This is a genomic window from Gordonia sp. CPCC 205515 (assembly GCF_048537925.1).
Classification (GTDB): Bacteria; Actinomycetota; Actinomycetes; order Mycobacteriales; family Mycobacteriaceae; genus Gordonia.
In genome coordinates, this window is the sequence record NZ_JBCLVJ010000010.1 from 142,067 (window position 1) to 159,333 (window position 17,267).

Consider the following 17,267-nt stretch of genomic DNA (forward strand, 5'->3'; position numbering starts at 1 on the left):
GCGAGAGTCTACTCAAGTTGCAGGTTCTTCGCGATGCTTACCGAACTCCCGGTCGAGGAGAGTAGGTCTGGGCGCGTGTCAGGTGAGTGCGATGTATTTGACGGACAGGTACTCCTCGATACCCTCGCTGCCACCTTCACGACCGATGCCGGACTGCTTGACGCCGCCGAACGGGGCGGCGACGTCGGAGATCACTCCGCGGTTGACGCCGACCATGCCGGAGTCCAAGCCGCCGGCGACGCGCATGCAGCGTTCGAGGTCGCGGCTGTAGAAGTACGCCGCGAGCCCGTACTCGGTGGAGTTGGCGGCCTTGATGGCGTCGGCCTCGGACTCGAACGAGCTGACGACGGCCACCGGGCCGAAGATCTCCTCGCGGGTGATCGAGGCGTAGGCGTCGACCTGATCGAGCACCGTCGCCGGATAGAAGAATCCCTTGCCCTCGGGAACCTTGCCGCCCAACTTGACTCGCGCGCCGTCGGAGATCGCGCCGTCGACCAGTTCGGCCACCTTGTCGCGCTGTTTCGCGCTGACCAGCGGCCCCAGCGTGACGCCCTGCTCGTAACCGGGACCCAACCGCATCGCGGCCATCTTCTCGGTGAGCGTGGTGGTGAACTCCTCGGCCACACTCGACTGGACGAGGAACCGGTTGGCTGCGGTGCAGGCCTCGCCGCCGTTGCGCATCTTCGCGGCGAACGCACCGTCGACCGCGGCATCGATGTCGGCGTCGTCGAACACCAGGAACGGTGCGTTGCCGCCGAGCTCCATCGAGGTCCGCTGCACGCGCTCGGCGGCCTGCCCCATCAGGGTTTGGCCGACCGGAGTGGAGCCGGTGAAGCTGATCTTGCGGATGCGGTCGTCGGTGATGATCGCGGTGCTGACCTTGCTCGATGTGCTGGTCGGCAGCACTGACAGCACCCCCGGTGGCAGACCGGCCTCCGCGAACGCCTCGGCCAGAGCCAGCATGGTCAGCGGTGTCTCGTGGGCCGGCTTGACCAGCATCACGTTGCCCGCCGCCAACGCGGGCCCGATCTTGCGCGTGCCCATCGCTAACGGGAAGTTCCACGGCGTGATGGCCAACGACGGTCCAACGGGCGCATGTGACACCAGGATTCGGCCAGTGCCCGCCGGCGAGGTGGTGAATCGTCCGCTGATCCGCACCGCCTCCTCGGCGAACCAACGTAGGAACTCGGTGCCGTACTTGGTTTCTGCGGCGCTGTCCGGCAAGGCGCGGCCGAGTTCGAGGGTCATCAGCATGGCGAGTTCGTCGGCGCGGGCAGTCAGCAACTCGAAGGTACGACGCAGGATCTCGCCGCGTTCGCGGGGTGCGGTAGCGGCCCAGTCGTCCGCGACGGCGCACGCCTTGTCAAGAGCGGTGCGGGCGTCCTCTTCGGTCGCATCCGCCACGGAGACAAGGGGTTCCTCGGTGGCCGGGTCGTAGACGGGAAATGTCTTACCGGACGACGACGGTGTCGATTCGCCGTTGATCCAGAGGCCGGTCGGGATGCCGTCGAGGACGGCTTGAGGGTCGAGGACGTCTTTGGTCTTGGTGCTCATGCGTGAAGTTCCTTGTGTCGGGGTGGGTGTCAGTCGTGGTGGCATTCGTGCGAACCGGGGGAGGGCTCGACGTCGAGTGCTGGGTTGCGGTCGAAGAACCCAAAGGGCTTGAGCCAGAACGAGACGGTGTCGGCAGGCATCACCGGCCAGTCCTCGGGTCGGGTGATGTGGTGGATGCCGAAGGTGTACCAGACGACGACGTCGGTGTTCTCGATCGGGCGGTTGGCCTTGGTCCATTCGCCCAGACCGGTGTCGTGGTCCGACTGGTTGACGAATTCTCCTGCCGGCCAACGCTCTTCCGGGCTGTTCGGTGTCACCCACACGGTGTGGCCGATCACGGTGGCGCGCTGGAAGATCGGGGAGGCGGGGTCGAACATCGCCGGGAACGCGCCGGTCGGCACCAGTTTGTACGCGGGGTGTAGGCCCAGCGGGGTGGTCTTGTTGGTGTTGACCACCTTCCATGCCCGCTGGGTGGCGAAGTTCATGTCCTGCATGCCTTCTGCTTCGGTGCGCAGCGCAGTGTTCTCCTGCACCAGCGACAATCCGAGTGGATTGCCAGGACCCATCGGCTCGGCGACCGTCTCCGACGCGAACACCGTGTTGTCGGTGCCGTCGACGTCGAGATCGAGCCGGGCGACCAGGAAGTGTTGGTGGAACGGTGCATACGTGCGGTTGTCCACCGTCGTACCGTGTGGATTCGACGTGTGTCCGGGCGGCATCGGGGTCGTCACCATGATGCCCGTGGCCCGCACCTCGCACTCGATGTTGCCGTCCTGATAGAAGCGCCAATACACGAGGTACTCGTAATTCGCCACGGTCACATGTGAACTCACCGTCAGCCGGCGCATGCGGCGGACCTCGGCGCCGGCGTCGTGATCGACGTGTTTCCACAGGACGGCGTTGTCTTCCTCGTGGATACAGACCGCGTTGGTGATGGTGTACGGTTCGCCGGCGCTGTTGTGCAGCACCGCATCCAGGTAGCGGATCTCGCCGAGGCAGTCGCAGCCCAACTCCAGTGAGACGGTCATGAATCCGAGACCCCACTCGCCAATGTCGAAGGCGGTACGGCGGTAGTGATCCTCGGAGTGATCACGGTAGGGGACCACCATTTCGGCAAACGAGAGGCGATGCGCCACCGACCGTTTGACGCCACCATCGGTGTAACTGATCGCGTGCAGCGTCATGCCCTCGCGATAGTTGAACCCCACCCGCAGCGACCAGTTCTGCCACTCGAGCTTGTTGCCCTCGAGGGTGAACGACGGCCCTTCGGGCTGGGTGATATCCAGCGGCTTGAGTGGCGGACGCCGGAACGTCTCCCGGATGCGCTCCGGAATATGGCGCGGCACATACTCGCCCATCACCTCGGGCTGCTCGAAGCCGCCCGAGTCCTCGATGCGCAACAGTTCCATCGTGTTGACATCGATCACACAGTGCAGTCCCGCAACGGGATTCGCGTACGGATTCGATCCGTCGGCATCCTTGACCCAGGTGTCCGACCAGCCGAGTCGTCGTCCGCGGAACTCGTCAGGAATCACCGCACCGCCGTAGGTCCAGGTGTCCATGAACACCTTGTCAAGATCGGTGATGCCGCGACGGGCCAGTGCCGCTTGCACTTCGGGGTGCGCTCGCAAGACGCGGTCGCACTCTTCGAACTCGTCGACGGTGAAGTTCGCCTGCACGTCGGGGATGTGCTCGAACGACTCGACGGTGCTGTCGGTCAGCGAGACGAACGACTTGTAGGTCTTGTTTTCCCCCGAGTTGAGGCAGATGACAACCGCCCGCCGCGGTGGCACGGTGCCGTCGGCGTCGAACGTGGCGAGTTGCGCCTTGCTCGGCTCGACGAGCTCGATCGAGGCGATCCGCCAGCCCTCGCCAACTCCTTGGTCGGCCTTGAGGAGCGCAGTGACCGAACGGAATTCGTCGGAGGTCAGGGGATCGAGCGGATAGAAGGTGTCAGGCATCGAACAATCTCCTTCCGGAAGGGTCAGCCCGCGGCGATCGCGTCGCCGAGGATGTCGAGTGCTTCATTGAGCAGGTCGTCGTCGATCACCAGCGGTGGGAGCAGCCGCAGGATGTTGCCGTAGGTGCCGCACGTCAGGGCGATAACGCCTTTCGAGAATGCGTAGGCGGCAGCAGATTTCGCGCGGTTGGCATCCGGTTCGATGGTGCCCGGGGTGACCAGTTCGACGGCGATCATGCCGCCGCGGCCCCGGATCTCACCGATCGGATTCTGTGCACCCAGCGATTCGGCGGTGGCGGTGAGTTTTTCGGTGATGATGTCGCCGATGTGCTTGGCGCGTCCGGCCAGATCGAGCTCGGTCATCTGGTCGAGTGCGGCGAGTGCCGCGGCGCACGCCACGGGATTGCCGCCGTAGGTGCCGCCCAGTCCGCCGACGTGGACTGCGTCCATCAGGTCGGCGCGTCCGGTGACCGCGGCCAACGGCATGCCGCCGGCGATGCCCTTGGCCATGGTGATCAGGTCGGGGACCACGTTCTCATGCTCGCACGCGAACCATGATCCGGTGCGGCAGAATCCGGCCTGCACTTCGTCGGCGATGAACACCACGCCGTTGTCGTGGCACCAGTCGGCCAGCGTGGGCAGGAAACCCGGTGCAGGAACGATGAATCCGCCCTCACCCTGGATGGGTTCGATGATCACCGCGGCCACGCTGTCGGCGGCAATCTGCTTGTCGATCATCGAGATCGCCTGCTGCGCTGCGGACACGCCGTCGACCCCGAACGAGTCGCGGAACGGGTAGCTCATCGGCATCCGATACACCTCGGGTGCGAAGGGCCCGAAATTGTGCTTGTAGGGCATGGTTTTCGCGGTCAGCGCCATCGTCAGGTTGGTGCGGCCGTGGTAGGCGTGATCGAATGCCACGATCCCGTTGCGCCCGGTCGCCAGGCGCGCGATCTTCACCGCGTTCTCCACGGCCTCGGCGCCGGAATTGAAGAGGCCGGTGCGTTTCTCGAAGTCGCCGGGCGTGAGTGCGTTCAGTTTCTCGGCGACCGCGACGTACCCCTCGTACGGGGTCACCATGAAGCAGGTGTGGGTGAAGTGATGCGCCTGGGCGGCAACGGCTTCGGCAACCGCCGGGTTGCATGCGCCGACGGTGGTCACCGCGATGCCGGAGCCGAGGTCGATGAGCGAGTTGCCGTCGACGTCGACGATGATGCCGCCGTCGCAGTCGGCGGCGTAGACGGGTGCGCTCGACCCGATGGCCGCCGGGACCGCAGCCTGCCGACGTTTGGCGAGGGCGGTTGATTGCGGACCCGGCAGTTCGGTGACCAGGTTGCGCTTCTGCGGCAGGCGGTAGCTGAGAGTAGTGGTCATCGCGGTTCTCCTCACTCGACGCTGACCCCAGTGTTCGCCGTCGACGACTCCGAGGTGACCTGACAACTTGTCCAGGTATTGAGCGATGGCGCTCCACCTTGTCGAATGGATGCGTAGGCTGGCATCTGTGACCACGGTGCGATGGCTCTTGGCGCAGCGACGCCTCGAACTGACGCTGCGCGGCGGGGCGACCGGACTCGACCGCACACTGGAGTGCGCCGTGTCGTCGGAGCTGGTCAACGCCGCCGAGTGGCTATCCGGCGGGGAAGTGGTCCTGACCACGGGATTGCGGCTGCCGCACACCGCCGACGCGTGGCGGGACTACCTCACCGACCTCGACGCCGCCGGAGTTGCGGCGGTCGGCGTGGGCGTCGGATTCGGCTATGACCAGGTGCCCTCGGAGATGGCCGACGTCGCCGACCGACTCGGCGTGCCGCTGTTCGAAGTGCCGCTGCCCATCCCGTTCTCGGCGATCACCCGCGCGGTGCTCGATCAGATCGCCGCCCAACGATCGGCGCGACTGGTGGCTGCCACCAAGGCCCAACCGCGGATGACCCGCGCCGCCGCGTCGGGCGGATCGACCGCGCTGGTGCGGGAACTCGCCGAGACCATCGACCAGGACGTCGTGCTCCTGGACACCGCGCTCACCGTCGTCGCCGACGCGCCCCATCCCGTCGTGCCGGTCGATCTCAACCGCATCCGCGACCTGGTGGTCCGCGATCCGGCGTCGGCGGGCGCGGTCTGGATGACCGGCGACGCCACCATGACCGTCGCGCGGGTCGGCTCCGGCGGGCGCACCTTCGGGCATCTCGGGGTGGTCGGCGCGGTTGCCCTCGACGACGTCGACCGAATGCTCATCGGACACGCCGTCTCGCTGCTCGCCCTCGAACACGCCAAACCCCGGCAGGTCGCCCGCGACGTGGTCGACCTGCACGACGACACTCTCACCCTCGCGCTCGACGAGGTGCGCGGTCCCGGATTACGTCGCATCCTCGCGCGCGGCGCCGACCCCGGCGGCCGGGTCCGGGCGGTGGTCTACACCTTCGTCGACGACGACGCGGCCCTCGTCGGCTGCCGACGACTCGTCGACGAACTCGAACACCGTTGGCGTGCGGTCTTCGTGCATCGCGACGGCCCGGAGGTGATCCTGCTGCTGCGCGGCGACGACCACGTCGAGTTCGCCACCAGCCTGCTGAACATGATGAACGCCAACGGTTCTGGCGGCACCTGCGGCGGCATCGGACCCGTCACTGACCTCGACGACCTCACCGAATCGGTCCGGCAGGCCCGACTCGCGGGACGATCGGCAACCGGCGGGCAGGTCGTGGACCTGGCGGGGAGTCGGTCGCTGCTCGCGATGGATCCGGTCCGCCAGGCCCTGCACGACGCGTTCGGCGAACGTCTCGCGCCGGTCCTCGTCTACGACGACGAACACGGCACCGACCTCCGCGCCACCCTGCTCGCCTTTCTGGAGGCCAACGGCAACTGGGGTGCTGCGGCATCGGCGCAAGGTGTTCACCGACATACGTTGCGGCACCGGATCGAACGTGTCGAGGACATGCTCGGCGTGGATCTGGCCGACGCCCGCACCCGCGCCGAACTCCTGCTGATGTTGTTGGGGGCCAACGCATGAGACGACTCGTGCTGGTCATGCTCATCGGCTTGCTCGAAGCCTGCGGGACCGATACGCCGGCCGAACCAAAGCTATTGGTCAACCTCGGTGACAGCTACTCCGCGGGTGCCGGAATCTTTCCGCTCGTGGAGGACTCGCCGGCACAGTGCGTGCGATCGTCGCGGAACTATGCCCACATGATGGCCGCCGACAAGGGTTTTCGCCTCGACGACGTCAGCTGTAGCGGCGCCGACACCAGTGACTTCTTCAACGCCCAATACTTCGGCGTGCCACCGCAACTCGACGCCGTCAGTGCCGACGCATCGGTGGTCACGATGATGATCGGCGGTAACGACTCCGACGTCTACTCCGGCGCGATCAGTGCGTGCTCGGCGGTGGCGTCGTCGAATCCGCAAGGCGCGCCGTGTCGTATCGAGTACGGCAGCCGGTTCGTCGACACCATTGAGAACACCACCTATCCGTCGTTGGTGAAGACGTTTACCGCCGTTCGCGACAAGGCGCCCGACGCCAAGGTCATGGTTGCCGGCTATCCCTGGATTCTGCCGCCCACGACCGGCTGCTATCCGACGATGCGTGTTGCGGCAGGCGATGTGCCATATCTGCGCGACCTGCAGGCGACCCTCAACAAGGTGCTGCGCCGTGCCGCCGAAGAGACCGGCGTGACCTTCGTCGACATGTCCGCGGCATCCGACGGACACGACGCCTGCCAACCCCAGGGCACCCGATGGATCGAGCCGCAGGTCGATCCGGTCGGTGCCGCGGCCGTCCACCCCAACGTGCTCGGGCAGCGGGCGATCGCCGGGCAGATCGGGAAGTTGGTGTAACGGCACAGCGCCACGATTGTCGGAGTGCGAGGGTATCTTCAGAGAATGACGATGGGTCGACCTGTCGGCCATCACTCAACCGGGAAAAGGACTTGATGTGACGATCCTTGACGCCCCCGCACTGGCAGGCTCCCGAGATCGGGCCCAGCAGATGTTGGCTGGGCTAGCGAGTGATCTGAGTGGTGTTGAGGTTGTCATCGACTGTGGTGGGCTCTTGGCTGCCGCCGTGTCGTTCGCTGATGAACTGGTCCACGAGGTACTCGTGGTCCGTCACGCACGATCGCTTCGTGTAGTCCGGGTCTCAGATCCCAAGTTCGCCGAGTATCTGACGGAGCGTGCGGTCGAACATGAAGTCGTGGATCGGCTCGTCTTCCTCTGAGAACCTGCCTATCCGTATTCTTCATACCGGCGCAACGCAGCCCCGAACCTTGTGCTGCTGTCTTCCAACTCGATATCGCTGGGTCCCGTGATACAGGTGCCGACGAATACACTGCGGTCCCCCCGACTGCGCGTGTTTGACGATTGCGTTCTGGGGAAGCCTAGGCGTGGGGTCCGACAGCTTGGTTGCGCTCAACGAGCGCGCGGTCAGCACCGTAACCCCCATCACAGCACCCAACCAGATTGGGCGCAGACGCGCTCTTTTGGAACACTGGAGGCCGTGACCCCATCCGTTGACTCCACCGCCCGCTCCGCTGAACTGTTCGCTCGCGCGCAGAAGGCAACCCCGGGTGGCGTCAACTCCCCGGTCCGCGCGTTTTCCGCGGTCGGCGGCGATCCCCGGTTCATCGCCTCGGCGCAGGGCTGTCACCTGACCGACGTCGACGGCAACGACTACGTCGACCTGGTCTCTTCGTGGGGACCGATGATCCTCGGCCACGCACATCCGGCAGTCGTCGAGGCCGTGCAGAAGGCCGCGGTCGGCGGCCTGAGTTTCGGCGCTCCCACCGAGGCCGAGGTCGAGATCGCGGAAGAGATCGTCGACCGCGTCGACCCGGTCCAGCAGGTCCGACTGGTCAACTCGGGTACCGAGGCGACGATGTCGGCGATCCGCCTGGCCCGCGGGTTCACCGGTCGTTCCAAGATCATCAAGTTCTCCGGTTGCTATCACGGGCACGTCGATGCGCTGCTCGCTGACGCCGGTTCCGGCATTGCCACTCTCGGCCTGCCCACCTCGCCGGGTGTCACCGGCGCGTCCGCCCACGACACCCTGGTCCTGCCCTACAACGACCTCAATGCCGTCGCGAAGGCCTTCGAGACCTACGGCGACGAAATCGCTGCGGTGATCACCGAGGCCGCCGCCGGCAACATGGGTGCGGTCGCCCCGCATGACGGCTTCAACGCCGGACTCGCCGAACTCACCCGCCGCAACGGCGCGCTGCTCATCATCGACGAGGTCATGACCGGTTTCCGGGTCAGCCCTTCGGGTTGGTACGGCCTCGAAGGTGTCGGTGCCGACCTCTACACTTTCGGCAAGGTCATGAGCGGTGGACTGCCCGCCGCGGCATTCGGTGGCCGCGCCGACGTCATGGAACGCCTCGCGCCGACCGGACCCGTCTACCAAGCGGGCACCCTGTCGGGCAACCCGGTCGCCGTCGCCGCCGGTCTGGCGACCCTGCGGCACGCCGACGCCGAGGTCTACCGCACCCTCGACGCGAACGCCGACCGCCTCGCCGACCTGCTGCACAGCGCACTGACCGAGGCGAGCGTGGGCCATCGAGTCCAGCGCGCCGGCAGCATGCTCAGTGTGTTCTTCACCGATGAGCCCGACACCCAGATCGTCGACTACACCGGCGTCAAAGCCACCCAGACCTGGCGTTTCGCCCCGTTCTTCCACGCGCTGCTCGAGCGCGGCGTCTACCCGCCGCCGAGCGCGTTCGAAGCCTGGTTTGTCTCCGCGGCGCTGGACGAGGATGCTTTCTCACGAATCGCCGACGCGCTGCCCGCCGCCGCCCAGGCCGCCGGGAGCGCAGCGAGCGGGGCCAAATGACACAGCCGCGGCACTGCCACACCAAGCTGACCGGGGGAGAACCATGACCAACACGATCGTCCACATGATGCGGCACGGGGAAGTACACAATCCCGATGGGATTCTGTACGGCCGCCTGCCCGGCTTCCGCCTCTCCGACCGCGGACGCATGCAGGCGCAGACCGTCGCCGCCGCGCTGAAGGATCACGACATCACCGCCGTATTCGCGTCGCCGCTGCAGCGCGCGCAGGAGACGGCGACCCCGATCGCCGGCGCCCTCGGTCTGGAGATCCGCACCAACGACGAACTCATCGAGGCCGACAACCGCTTCGAGGGCCTCAAGGTCGCCGTCGGCGACGGAGCCCTGAGCAAGCCACGGCACTGGCCCAAGATGCGTGACCCGTTCACCCCGTCGTGGGGCGAGCCCTACATCCAGCTGGCGCACCGCATGCTGGCCGCCGCCAACAAGGCGCGCGACGCGGCCCGCGGCCACGAGGCCATCTGCGTCAGCCACCAGCTGCCCGTCTACACGCTGCGCCGCTTCCTGGAGGGGCAGCGGCTCTGGCACGATCCGCGTCGTCGGCAATGCTCGCTGGCCTCGCTGACCAGCCTCATCTACGAGGGCGACGCGCTGGTCGACATCATCTACTCCGAACCCGCCGGAGCGTCGGACCCGCTGGCCACCGGCGCCTGACCGCCGGACAGCCACCAAGCAAGAGAAGTAACAGAGGACGAACGTGCGCAAGGTTTTTCTGCTGCCGATGATGGCGGCGCTGGTGCTGCTGGTCGCGTTGACCAGCGCCTGCGGCACCGGCGACGACGCCGTCGCGCAGGGCGACACGTTCCAGTTCGTCTCCCCGGGTGGCCAGACGGTCATCACCTACCCCGTCGAGAGCCGCAAGAAGGTCGCCGACCTGTCGGGCCCCGAACTCACCTCCGGCGACACCATCTCGCTGAGTGACCCACGCTTCGACGACAAGGTCGTCGTCGTCAACGTGTGGGGCTCGTGGTGCGGTCCGTGTCGGGGTGAGGCCGACGACCTCGAAGAGGTCTACGACCGCACCAAGAACCTCGGCGTGGAGTTTCTCGGCATCAACCTGCGCGACGACAAGCAGTCGGCCCAGGACTTCGTCGCCGACCGCAACGTGGGCTTCCCGTCGATCTACGATTTCGACGGCGCGACCCTGGCCACTCTGACCACCCCGACCGCAGTCGTGCCGACCACCGTCGTCCTCGACCGGCAACACCGCCCGGCTGTGGTGTTCCTCAAGGCCCTGACCGCCGACGAACTCGACGCGACCGTCCGCCGCGTCGCCGCCGAAAGCGCGCCGGCCGCCCCGACGACCCCGGCGCAGGGGTGAGCCCGCGGTCATGATCGAACTCGCCCCGCAGGCCGCCATCGGTGAGACCTTCGCCACCACGGTGTCGAGTGGTCCGCTGCTTCTGGCCTTGGCGGCGTGCGTGATTGCCGGGTTTGTCTCGTTCGCCTCACCGTGCGTGGTGCCGCTGGTGCCCGGCTACCTGTCGTATCTCGCGGGCCTCGTCGGTGCCGAAGCCCCCGCGGTCACGGTGGGGGAGCCCGCCAAACGCGGGCGGTCGCGGGTGGCGCTGGCCGCCGGCCTGTTCGTCCTCGGATTCACCGTCGTCTTCGTCGCCGCGACCGCCACCGTCCTCGGCATCACCAGCACCGTCGTACTCAATCATCAACTGCTGCAACGTATTGGCGGGGTCGTCACGATCGTGATGGGCTTGGTCTTCATCGGCCTCGTGCCCGCGATGCAGCACGAATTCCGTTTCGCCCCACGGCGGATGTCCAACATCGTCGGCGCACCACTGCTCGGTGCGGTGTTCGCTCTCGGCTGGACACCATGCCTCGGCCCGACGCTCGCCGCGGTCATCGCCACCGCCAGCGGCACCCAGGGGGCGACTGCCGCCAAGGGCGTGCTGCTGATCATCGCCTACTGCCTGGGCCTGGGGATTCCCTTTGTGGTGCTGGCATTCTCGTCGGCGTGGGCGCTGCGCAGCCTCGGTTGGCTGCGCAACCACGCCCGCGCGATCCAGGTATTCGGCGGCATCATGCTCATCGCCGTCGGCGTCGCCCTGGTCACCGGACTGTGGGATCAGTTCATCGTGTGGGTGCGCGACGCTTTCATCACCGACACGGAGCTTCCGGTATGACCGATATCGACGTGACCGCGCAGCCCGCCGTCACCCCACCCGAACCGCCACGCCCGCACTGGTTCCGCCGTCGCGTGCTGTGGCCGGCCCGCAACCTCTGGCGTTCGCTGACCTCCATGCGCACCGCACTGGTGCTGCTGTTCCTGCTGGCGCTCGCCGCGATTCCCGGTGCGCTGCTACCGCAACGGTCGCTCAACGAGCAGAAGACGTTGGCCTACATCGACGATCACGGGTGGATCGGCCAATTCATGGACCGCATCCAGCTTTTCGACGTGTTCTCCAGCACCTGGTTCACCGCCATCTACGTGCTGCTGTTCGTGTCGCTGGTGGGCTGCCTCACCCCGCGGATGATCGAGCACTTCCACAGTCTGCGGGCCAAACCGGTTGCCGCACCCCGCAATCTGAGTCGCCTGCCGCGCCACGTCGAGCATGAGGTCGACGGGGATCCGGAGGAGGTCGCCGCGCGGATTTCGGGGAATCTGCGGGGGTGGCGGCGGGGGGTCGTCACGAAAGATGACACCACCGTCGAGGTCTCGGCCGAGAAGGGCTACCTGCGCGAGTTCGGTAACCTCGTCTTCCACTTCGCGCTGCTGGCACTGCTGGTCTCGATCGCGGTCGGCAAGCTCTACGGCTACGAAGGCACCCGCAGCCTCGTCGCCGACGGCGAGCAGGGCCTGTGCAACACCTCGACCGCCGTCTACGACTCGTTCCGCGCGGGCAACCTCGTCGACGGCACCGACCTGGCACCGTTCTGCTTCCGCGTCGACAGCTTCAGCGCGGAGTACCTGCCGAACGGTCAGCCGTCGATGTACACCGCCAAGGTGCGCTACGTCGAGGGCACCAAGACCGGTGACGGCGCGACCTGGAACAACACCAGCATCCGCGTCAACGACCCGCTGCGCGTCTCCGGCGACCGCGTCTACGTCCTCGGCAACGGCTACGCCCCGACGTTCACCGTCACCTTCCCGAACGGGGAGAAGCGCACCCAGACGGTGCTGTTCATCCCCGACGAGATGCAGACGATGCTGTCGTCGGGCGCGGCCCGCTTCGATACCCCGGCCGGTCTCTACCCCGACGAAGACCAGCGACGCGACCACCAGATCGCGATCGAGGGCCTGTTCGCGCCGACCGCCGCGTTCCAGGGGACGCTGCTCTCGTCGTCGTCGCCGGATGCGAAGAACCCCTTCGTCGCGATCCGGATCTATGAGGGCGACACCGGCCTGGACACCGGCAAACCGCAGAACGCGTACTCGCTGGACCAGTCGCTGGTGCAGCAGGGGCGGCTGGAGCAGCGGGCGCAGGTCAACCTCGGACAGGGCCAGAGTCACACGCTGGCCGACGGCACGACGGTGCAGTTCGACGGGTACCAGCGGTGGGTGTCGGTGCAGGTGTCGCACGACCCGGCGCAGCTGTGGGTGCTGGTGTCGGCGATCGCGATGCTGGCCGGACTGCTGGTCTCCCTGCTGGTCCGACGACGCCGCATCTGGGCGCGACTGCGCTCGGTTACCGGGGAGAACGGCGAACGACGTACTGTAGTAGAAATTGCCGGCCTGGCACGCACCGATCAGGCGGGCTGGGGTGAAGGATTCGAGGAGCAGGCGCACGACCTGCTGATCGACCCCGACGACCCGTCCGCCGAGCATCGCTCGCGCCGACGGCTGCGGCGACTGTAATCCGGGTCGCGACGTTGCGAGAAGTTGGAGGACTGCGATGAACACCGGTTCGGCTGAGGTCGACGAGACGTTGGCGCGATACTCCGACCTGCTGTTCGGCACCGCCATCACCGTCTACGTGCTGGCGATGGTGCTGTTCCTGGCGGCGCTCGCCGGGGCGCGGAGTCGTCGGCTGGCGAATGCCGAGCTGGTGGCCGCGGGGTCGGTGACGACCAGCGACCGCGCACCGGGACGCGTCGCCGAAGCTCCGCGACGCAGCCTCGGTGAACGCCTCGGCAACATGGCCTACCCGGTCGTCATCGTCGGCCTGATCGCGCACATCGCGTCCATCGTGCTGCGCGGCATGGCCACCGACCGCGCCCCCTGGGGCAACATGTACGAGTTCATCTCGTTGACGTGCGCCGCCTGTGTCGTCGCGGGCCTCGTGGTGCTGCGCAAGCCCGAACACCGTCCGCTGCTGACCTTCGTGCTCCTGCCGGTGACGCTGCTGATGTTCATCGGCGGCCGCTTCCTCTACACCCAGGCCGCGCCCGTGGTGCCGGCGCTCAAGTCGTACTGGCTGGCCATCCACGTGTCGATCATCTCGATCTCGTCGGGTGTGCTGCTGGTGTCCGGCGTGGCCAGCATCCTCTACCTGATCAAGATGCGGTGGGGCCGTCCGGAATCCGACGACGCGGTGGCCGCCGGGTCCGGCTTCGTCGCCGGCGTGCGTCGCGTCGTCGACCGCATCCCGGGCGCGGACACCCTCGACCGCCTCGCCTACAAATGCGTCGTATTCGGCTTCCCGCTGTTCGGTCTCGGCGTCATCTGCGGTGCCATCTGGGCCGAGGCCGCCTGGGGCCGCTTCTGGGGCTGGGACCCCAAGGAGACGGTGTCGTTCATCGCGTGGGTGATCTACGCCGCGTACCTGCACGCCCGCGCCACCGCAGGCTGGCGCAACACCGCCGCCGCGTGGATCAACGTGGCCGGGTTCGTCGCACTCCTGTTCAACCTGTTCATCATCAACCTGGTTGTCTCGGGACTGCACTCCTACGCGGGGCTATAGCGGTTCCGCTCGTTGAGCAGGCCGGCGACGAAGGAGCCGACCGTGTCGAAACGACGACGATCAGCCGGCGACCGGCGGCTCGTGTAGCTCTCCCGCTTCGGCGGTCCCGCTGGCCAACGCCTGTGCTTTGACCATCTTCAGCAGGTCGATGATGACGTCGATCGTGTCCGGGCAGAGTGCCTTCAGGTCGATGCCGGCCAGATGTGTGCCGGTCTCGGCAACGAGATGCGCGTAGTCGCGCTGCTGGCGGACCCGGTCGAGATCCTCGTCGGGATTCGACAGGAAGTACGTCACCGACACTCCGAACGCCCGTGCGATGGCCTCAACGGTGCGGAACGACGGAGTACGTGCCTTACCCGTGCGGAGCTGCGAGATGTAGGCGTCCGACAACGTGTAGCCGAGCTGATTGGCCCGCTCGGCGATCTTCTTGCCGGTATAGGGGACGCCGTTCTCGTCGCGTGAAGTGGTGAACAAGTCACCCAACTTGGCGGCGAACGTCGCACCACCATCGGCTGTGACCGGCGGTTGCGGCGGGTAACTCATCCGCGACCGTCCCCGAATGACGCGCACATCGGTTCTTTGTCTCATCTCTCGATCACCACAAACAAGTGGAGCTTTAATAACGACAAAGATTACTGTACTGACGCGTTTTGGGCACGGCGGATCCACCATGGCATTGGACGAAAAAACCCCAGGCATGACCTGGGGTGGGGTGGGCGGCAACAACGCAGTTGCCGATTGCTGAGTCAGATCTCGTCGCTGTCGGAGCCGTTGGGCCCGCGTGTGCGACGGTCGAGGTCGCGGAGGAAGGCAGCGTCGTCGTCGGGGCCGACGGGACCCGAGCTACGGGTCGTGGTGTCGTGGGCAGCAGAGTCGGAACTCTGCGGCCCAAACGCGCGCCACAACAGGAAACCGATCGCGGCGATGCCGATCACGGCGAATAAAACTGTCATGGCAACCTCCCGGTAACCAGCGTACGTGAGGTTGCCGACCAGTGGGTACGCCCCGCCAGACCAGAGTCGGTCGCTTGCACGACACGACCCGATCGGCGGGGCGCGGAGAGCGGGAAACCGTCAGTGAGTGCGGCGGTTGAGCAGCTCGACGACGTCGGCTTCGCGGAACCGGCGATGGCCGCCGGGGGTGCGGATCGAGCCGAGCAGGCCGGAGCTGGCCCAGCGGGCGACGGTCTTCGGGTTCACGTTGAACATGGAAGCCACCTGGCCGGGGGTCAGCGTGTGCTGGCTGGCGAGTCCGGGGGTGATGAGTCCGGCGGTGTGCGTATCGATGACGGTCACGGTCTACCTCTTTGTCTCCGCCTGGCGGCGATTGATCAAGCTGGTGTTCTAACTGATACACGCCGACCACCTGGGTACTCGAACCGTCAAAAATTGGTAAAGAGAGTGCAAAACCGGTAAATCGGACATCCGTGCGGCGGCTGAGCGACGACGCCGGGGCAGTACCCTGGGTATCCGTGAGTGAAGAGAACAAGGTGACCGGTGCGAACGTCGCGGTGTCCGTGGCGCTGTACACAGTGGCGCGACTGCTGCTGGTGGTCGTGATCGCCGCGGTGATCATGGGTGTGGCCGGACTGTTCGGCGTGAGCGTGCCGCTGCTGGTGGCCGCGGTGTTCGGCGTGCTGATCGCGCTGCCGCTGGGCATGGTGGTGTTCAAGCCGCTGCGGCTGCGGGTCAACCGACAGATCGCCGCCGTCGACGAGGATCGTCGTAAGCGGCACGACGACCTCCAGTCGCGCCTCCGCGGCCAATCCAAGTAGCACCGATGCAGCCCACCCGGGTCGTCGACCATCGCAGCAGTCGCGCGTGGGCCGACAACGCCGTCCGCCTCATCGAGGCCGACGCCCGACGCAGCGCCGACACCCACCTGTTGCGGATCGAGTTGCCGGAATGGTCGCGGTGGGTCGACGACGACGGGACGCCCACCGGCGTCGATCTCTACCTCAAGGACGAGAGCACCCACCCCACCGGTTCGCTGAAGCATAGGCTGGCGCGGTCGCTGTTCCTTTACGCCATCTGCAACGGCTGGGTCACCCAGGACACGACCGTCATCGAGGCATCGTCGGGGTCGACGGCGGTCAGCGAGGCGTACTTCGCGAAGCTGATCGGGGTGCCGTTCATCGCGGTGATGACCTCGAGCACGTCGCCGTCGAAGACCGCACTGATCGAACGTGAGGGCGGCCGTTGCCATTTCGTCGACAAACCCGGTGAGGTCTACGCCGAGGCGCTGCGCCTCGAGGCCGAGCTCGGCGGGCACTTCATCGACCAGTTCACCATGGCCGAACGCGCCACCGACTGGCGTGGCAACAACAACATCGCCGAATCGATCTTCGCGCAACTGGCCGACGAGGATCACCCGATCCCCACCTGGATCGTCGTCGGTGCCGGCACCGGCGGTACGTCCGCGACCCTCGGCCGGTACCTGCGGTACCGCCGCCACCCCACCTGGCTCGCCGTCGTCGACCCGGAGAACTCGGTGTTCCTTCCGGCTTACGAAACCGCGGACGGCACAATCACTTCCGACATCGGCTCGCGCATCGAGGGCATCGGCCGACCGCGCGTGGAGCCGTCGTTCGTGTCACAGGTGATCGACCGGATGATCGGCGTGCCCGACGAGGCATCCATCGCCACCGCCCGCTGCATCAGCAACCGCCTCGGCCGCCGCGTCGGCGGCTCCACCGGTACCAACCTCTGGGGTGCGCTGGGCATCGTCGCCGAGATGGTCGCCGACCGGCACGCCGGCAGCGTCGTCTCACTGCTGTGCGATTCCGGAGATCGCTACGGCAACACGTACTTCGACGACACCTGGCTCGCCGCTCAGGGATTCGACCTCGCCGGCGCCACCGTCGTGCTCGACGAGTTCTTCGAGAGTGGGATTTGGACCGTTGATTGAGCACTCGCCGAGGCGCGGTTCTTCAGTCGCTGGTTGAGCAGTGAGCGAGGCGCTAGCCGAGTGAACGTCCGTCGAAACCAGCACCACTGCTTGGCAATTCGTTTCGACCAGCGTCGGGCTCGCTGCGCTCGCTGCGCTCGCTCGTCGCGCTCA

At 66.6% G+C, this 17,267-nt stretch carries 17 protein-coding genes; 11 read left to right on the forward strand and 6 right to left on the reverse strand.

The features are described from left to right. Positions 1-78 precede the first annotated feature (78 nt). Genes AAFP30_RS15670 through gabT form a run of 3 tightly spaced genes read right to left on the reverse strand, consistent with a single transcriptional unit; the run spans position 79 to position 4,888 of the window. A complete protein-coding gene (locus tag AAFP30_RS15670; protein WP_419230884.1) occupies positions 79-1,554 on the reverse strand; it encodes an NAD-dependent succinate-semialdehyde dehydrogenase in 1,476 nt (491 codons plus the stop codon). A gap of 29 nt (positions 1,555-1,583) precedes the next feature. Further along, entirely contained in the window at positions 1,584-3,515 is a 1,932-nt protein-coding gene (locus AAFP30_RS15675) for a primary-amine oxidase (protein ID WP_419230885.1), read from the reverse strand. 23 nt (positions 3,516-3,538) lie between these two features. Beyond that, the gene (gene gabT, locus AAFP30_RS15680; RefSeq protein ID WP_419230886.1) at positions 3,539-4,888 is read right to left on the reverse strand and encodes a 4-aminobutyrate--2-oxoglutarate transaminase; all 1,350 of its coding nucleotides are present in this window, start codon (positions 4,886-4,888) and stop codon (positions 3,539-3,541) included. A 127-nt stretch (positions 4,889-5,015) separates the two neighbouring features. On the opposite strand from gabT, the gene AAFP30_RS15685 reads away from it, so the two are divergent. The 9 genes from AAFP30_RS15685 to ccsB all read left to right on the forward strand — a co-directional run bounded on the left by AAFP30_RS15685 (position 5,016) and on the right by ccsB (position 14,207). After that, positions 5,016-6,521: a PucR family transcriptional regulator gene (locus AAFP30_RS15685; RefSeq protein ID WP_419230887.1), complete on the forward strand. Its 1,506-nt coding sequence runs from the start codon at positions 5,016-5,018 to the stop codon at positions 6,519-6,521. Next, positions 6,518-7,345 (forward strand): SGNH/GDSL hydrolase family protein, encoded by an 828-nt coding sequence (locus AAFP30_RS15690; RefSeq protein WP_419230888.1) that lies wholly within the window; start codon positions 6,518-6,520, stop codon positions 7,343-7,345. The genes AAFP30_RS15685 and AAFP30_RS15690 overlap by 4 nt, the downstream gene beginning before the upstream one ends. A 97-nt stretch (positions 7,346-7,442) precedes the next feature. Further along, entirely contained in the window at positions 7,443-7,724 is a 282-nt protein-coding gene (locus tag AAFP30_RS15695; protein ID WP_419230889.1) for a hypothetical protein, read from the forward strand. Positions 7,725-8,003: 279 nt separating this feature from the next. Continuing rightward, positions 8,004-9,332, forward strand: a complete 1,329-nt coding sequence (gene hemL / locus AAFP30_RS15700; protein ID WP_419230890.1) for a glutamate-1-semialdehyde 2,1-aminomutase — start codon at positions 8,004-8,006, stop codon at positions 9,330-9,332. Positions 9,333-9,375: 43 nt separating this feature from the next. Next, a complete protein-coding gene (locus tag AAFP30_RS15705; RefSeq protein ID WP_419230891.1) occupies positions 9,376-10,005 on the forward strand; it encodes a histidine phosphatase family protein in 630 nt (209 codons plus the stop codon). 67 nt (positions 10,006-10,072) lie between these two features. Next, complete coding sequence (locus AAFP30_RS15710) at positions 10,073-10,672, forward strand: TlpA disulfide reductase family protein (protein WP_419231244.1); 600 nt, start codon at positions 10,073-10,075, stop codon at positions 10,670-10,672. Between the two features lie 10 nt (positions 10,673-10,682). Next, positions 10,683-11,489 (forward strand): cytochrome c biogenesis CcdA family protein, encoded by an 807-nt coding sequence (locus AAFP30_RS15715; protein WP_419230892.1) that lies wholly within the window; start codon positions 10,683-10,685, stop codon positions 11,487-11,489. After that, entirely contained in the window at positions 11,486-13,162 is a 1,677-nt protein-coding gene (gene resB / locus AAFP30_RS15720) for a cytochrome c biogenesis protein ResB (RefSeq protein WP_419230893.1), read from the forward strand. The genes AAFP30_RS15715 and resB overlap by 4 nt, the downstream gene beginning before the upstream one ends. A 37-nt stretch (positions 13,163-13,199) precedes the next feature. After that, positions 13,200-14,207: a c-type cytochrome biogenesis protein CcsB gene (ccsB, locus tag AAFP30_RS15725; RefSeq protein WP_419230894.1), complete on the forward strand. Its 1,008-nt coding sequence runs from the start codon at positions 13,200-13,202 to the stop codon at positions 14,205-14,207. A gap of 60 nt (positions 14,208-14,267) precedes the next feature. Here the strand turns inward: ccsB and AAFP30_RS15730 are convergent, their stop codons facing one another. The 3 genes from AAFP30_RS15730 to AAFP30_RS15740 all read right to left on the reverse strand — a co-directional run bounded on the left by AAFP30_RS15730 (position 14,268) and on the right by AAFP30_RS15740 (position 15,502). Continuing rightward, positions 14,268-14,750 carry a helix-turn-helix domain-containing protein gene (locus AAFP30_RS15730; protein ID WP_419230895.1) on the reverse strand — a complete coding sequence of 161 codons (483 nt, stop codon included), beginning with the start codon at positions 14,748-14,750 and terminating at the stop codon, positions 14,268-14,270. 203 nt (positions 14,751-14,953) lie between these two features. After that, on the reverse strand, positions 14,954-15,160 hold the full coding sequence (locus AAFP30_RS15735) for a hypothetical protein (RefSeq protein WP_419230896.1): 207 nt from the start codon (positions 15,158-15,160) through the stop codon (positions 14,954-14,956). A gap of 120 nt (positions 15,161-15,280) precedes the next feature. Beyond that, positions 15,281-15,502, reverse strand: coding sequence for a BldC family transcriptional regulator (locus AAFP30_RS15740; protein WP_419230897.1), 222 nt, complete (start codon positions 15,500-15,502; stop codon positions 15,281-15,283). Positions 15,503-15,678: 176 nt separating this feature from the next. On the opposite strand from AAFP30_RS15740, the gene AAFP30_RS15745 reads away from it, so the two are divergent. Both AAFP30_RS15745 and AAFP30_RS15750 read left to right on the forward strand, forming a co-directional pair. After that, a complete protein-coding gene (locus AAFP30_RS15745) occupies positions 15,679-15,981 on the forward strand; it encodes a DUF4229 domain-containing protein (protein WP_419230898.1) in 303 nt (100 codons plus the stop codon). A 5-nt stretch (positions 15,982-15,986) separates the two neighbouring features. After that, a complete protein-coding gene (locus tag AAFP30_RS15750) occupies positions 15,987-17,114 on the forward strand; it encodes a PLP-dependent cysteine synthase family protein (protein WP_419230899.1) in 1,128 nt (375 codons plus the stop codon). Positions 17,115-17,267: the final 153 nt, after the last annotated feature.

What these genes read in the sequence shown, in the direction of transcription:
- AAFP30_RS15670 (WP_419230884.1), bottom strand. Translation starts at nt 1,554, where the DNA reads ATGAGCACCAAGACCAAAGACGTCCTCGACCCTCAAGCCGTCCTCGAC.
- AAFP30_RS15675 (WP_419230885.1), bottom strand. Translation starts at nt 3,515, where the DNA reads ATGCCTGACACCTTCTATCCGCTCGATCCCCTGACCTCCGACGAATTC.
- gabT (WP_419230886.1), bottom strand. Translation starts at nt 4,888, where the DNA reads ATGACCACTACTCTCAGCTACCGCCTGCCGCAGAAGCGCAACCTGGTC.
- AAFP30_RS15690 (WP_419230888.1), top strand. Translation starts at nt 6,518, where the DNA reads ATGAGACGACTCGTGCTGGTCATGCTCATCGGCTTGCTCGAAGCCTGC.
- AAFP30_RS15705 (WP_419230891.1), top strand. Translation starts at nt 9,376, where the DNA reads ATGACCAACACGATCGTCCACATGATGCGGCACGGGGAAGTACACAAT.
- AAFP30_RS15710 (WP_419231244.1), top strand. Translation starts at nt 10,073, where the DNA reads ATGATGGCGGCGCTGGTGCTGCTGGTCGCGTTGACCAGCGCCTGCGGC.
- AAFP30_RS15715 (WP_419230892.1), top strand. Translation starts at nt 10,683, where the DNA reads ATGATCGAACTCGCCCCGCAGGCCGCCATCGGTGAGACCTTCGCCACC.
- resB (WP_419230893.1), top strand. Translation starts at nt 11,486, where the DNA reads ATGACCGATATCGACGTGACCGCGCAGCCCGCCGTCACCCCACCCGAA.
- ccsB (WP_419230894.1), top strand. Translation starts at nt 13,200, where the DNA reads ATGAACACCGGTTCGGCTGAGGTCGACGAGACGTTGGCGCGATACTCC.
- AAFP30_RS15730 (WP_419230895.1), bottom strand. Translation starts at nt 14,750, where the DNA reads ATGAGTTACCCGCCGCAACCGCCGGTCACAGCCGATGGTGGTGCGACG.
- AAFP30_RS15735 (WP_419230896.1), bottom strand. Translation starts at nt 15,160, where the DNA reads ATGACAGTTTTATTCGCCGTGATCGGCATCGCCGCGATCGGTTTCCTG.
- AAFP30_RS15750 (WP_419230899.1), top strand. Translation starts at nt 15,987, where the DNA reads ATGCAGCCCACCCGGGTCGTCGACCATCGCAGCAGTCGCGCGTGGGCC.